The organism is Moorena sp. SIO3B2 (assembly GCF_010692525.1).
In the GTDB taxonomy this organism is placed as follows: domain Bacteria; phylum Cyanobacteriota; class Cyanobacteriia; order Cyanobacteriales; family Coleofasciculaceae; genus Moorena; species Moorena producens.
The window spans coordinates 1-2,080 of record NZ_JAAHHE010000722.1 but is presented as its reverse complement, the minus strand read 5'-3'; the positions used below and the strand labels follow the sequence as shown (position 1 = coordinate 2,080).

The window sequence follows — 2,080 nt, the reverse complement described above, 5'->3', positions numbered from 1 at the left end:
TACATATCCTCTAACTCTTGTTTAGTTTTAACAGGACGTACTTCAATTGTCGTCATCATGCTTAACCATATTTAGAATGTAGAATGTAGAATGTAGAATTGAGAATTGAGAATTGAGAATTGAGAATTGAGAATTGAGAATTGAGAATGTAGAATTGAGAATTGAGAATTGAGAATGTAGAATTGAGAATTGAGAATTGAGAATGTAGAATTGAGAATTGAGAATTGAGAATGTAGAATTGAGAATTGAGAATTGAGAATTGAGAATTGAGAATTGAGAATTGTAAGCTATCAGCTATCAGCTATCAGCTTTCAGCTTTCAATTAAGAATTAAGAATTGTCATAATATGCGCTACGGGCAGGCTACGCCAACAGCTATCAGCTTTGAATTAATTCAAAATTCTACATTTTAAATTATAAATTATTAATTCTACATTTTAAATTATACATTCTAAATTCTGCATTCTAAATTCTAAATTATACATTCTGATCACCTCACAACTTGGGGATTATTGCTAATCCAGCTGTCGATATCTTTTAAAACCTGATCGGGAATTTCCCAAGGAAACAAGTGAGCAGTATTGTCATAGCATTGCCATTGGCTATCCTTGAGATGTTTAGCGGTTTCTCGACTGGATGCTGCGGTAATATGGCGATCAGCAGCTCCTGCTAAGACCAGGGAGGGACATTGAATCTGGTTTAAGTCTGGCAAACGGTTATACCCAGCCCTAATGGCAGTGTTGAGTGCTTGTGTAGCGGCTTGGGAGGTCTGTAAGTAGGCTGATATGGCGTGCTTGGCAATATACTGGTAGGTGCTGGTTGTGTGTTGTTGGATCAGGTACCGAAAAAGCGATCGCTTACCAAATGTGTCAATATTCCATTGCCATCCTGGTTGTAACCAATTTAAGACACCAGCGATGCCGGTATAGAGATTATCCTGCCAACTAATGGGGGGATGATTACCCCAAGGTCGAGCGGCTGTGGCGATTAAAATTAAACCCGTGACTCTCTGAGGTAGCGTCAGGGCAAGCTCCATTGCCAAAATTCCCCCTAAAGACCAACCTAGTATCAAACAGCGGTCAATTTTGTAATAGTCGAGCAGGGATTCCAAGTCAGTCAAGTGGTCGGTCATCTGAAAATCCCGATCAGCTGGACTTTTACCATATCCTCGCAAATCAGGGCTGATAGTCCAGAACCTCTGGGATAGATGTTGGGTAAAAACTGAAAGGCACTGACTTGAGGCTGGATGACCGTGAAGGCAGAGAATTGGGAATCCTGACCCCTGGAGGTCAGTGTTGAGATATACTGCTGCTTGAGAGGTTTTTTTGATCCCATTCATGTTAATTGTTAATTGTTAGTTGTGTAAGCATTCAGCCGTGAGCTAAAAGCTCACGCTACGCGAACAGCCATCAGCCGTTGGCCTTAGGCCACGCTACGCGAACAGCCGTCAGCTTATTTTATTCAATAGCACCTCAAGGAGGTTACGCTATGGGCAGAAACTTTGTAAGCATTCAGCTGATAGCTGTTCGCGTAGCGTGCGCGTAGCGAATTAGCTGATAGCTGATAGCTGATAGCTGATAACTGAAATGGTATGATCTCTTTTACTTATAATCGCACTGTTCGGTTTTCAGATACCGATGCGGCTGGTGTGGTCTATTTTGCTAATGTTTTATCTATCTGCCATGAAGCCTATGAAGCCTCTCTAGATGCATCGGGCATTAATCTCAAGTCCTTTTTCACTAAGCCCGCTGTGGCAATTCCGATTGTTCATGCCAGTGTGGATTTCTTGCGTCCTATGTTTTGTGGGGATCCACTGCTGATTCATGTGATGCCTGAGCAGTTGAGTGAAAGTAAGTTTGAAATTGCTTATCAAGTTGTTAAAGCTTCGTCATCGCAACAGTTACTGGCAAAGGCAATTACCAAGCACGTTTGTATTAATGCAATGACTAGAACCAAAATTCCCTTACCTGAGGAAATCGTGCAATGGCTAGAGCGCTTATGAGGATATTTTTAAGCATATAAACTAAAACGGATTTCAATGGGTTTTAGGAAGGCAAAATGTTACTGGAATATATCTTGTA

The 2,080-nt window shown here is 41.2% G+C and carries 2 protein-coding genes; one reads left to right on the top strand and one right to left on the bottom strand.

Annotated elements, in window-relative coordinates; translation table 11 throughout:
- Positions 1–489: 489 nt before the first annotated feature.
- Entirely contained in the window at positions 490–1,338 is an 849-nt protein-coding gene (locus F6K38_RS40285; RefSeq protein WP_008187058.1) for an alpha/beta fold hydrolase, read from the bottom strand.
- Between the two features lie 255 nt (positions 1,339–1,593).
- Here F6K38_RS40285 and F6K38_RS40280 point away from each other — a divergent pair, with 255 nt between their 5' ends.
- Positions 1,594–2,001, top strand: coding sequence for a thioesterase family protein (locus F6K38_RS40280; protein WP_287360461.1), 408 nt, complete (start codon positions 1,594–1,596; stop codon positions 1,999–2,001).
- Positions 2,002–2,080: the final 79 nt, after the last annotated feature.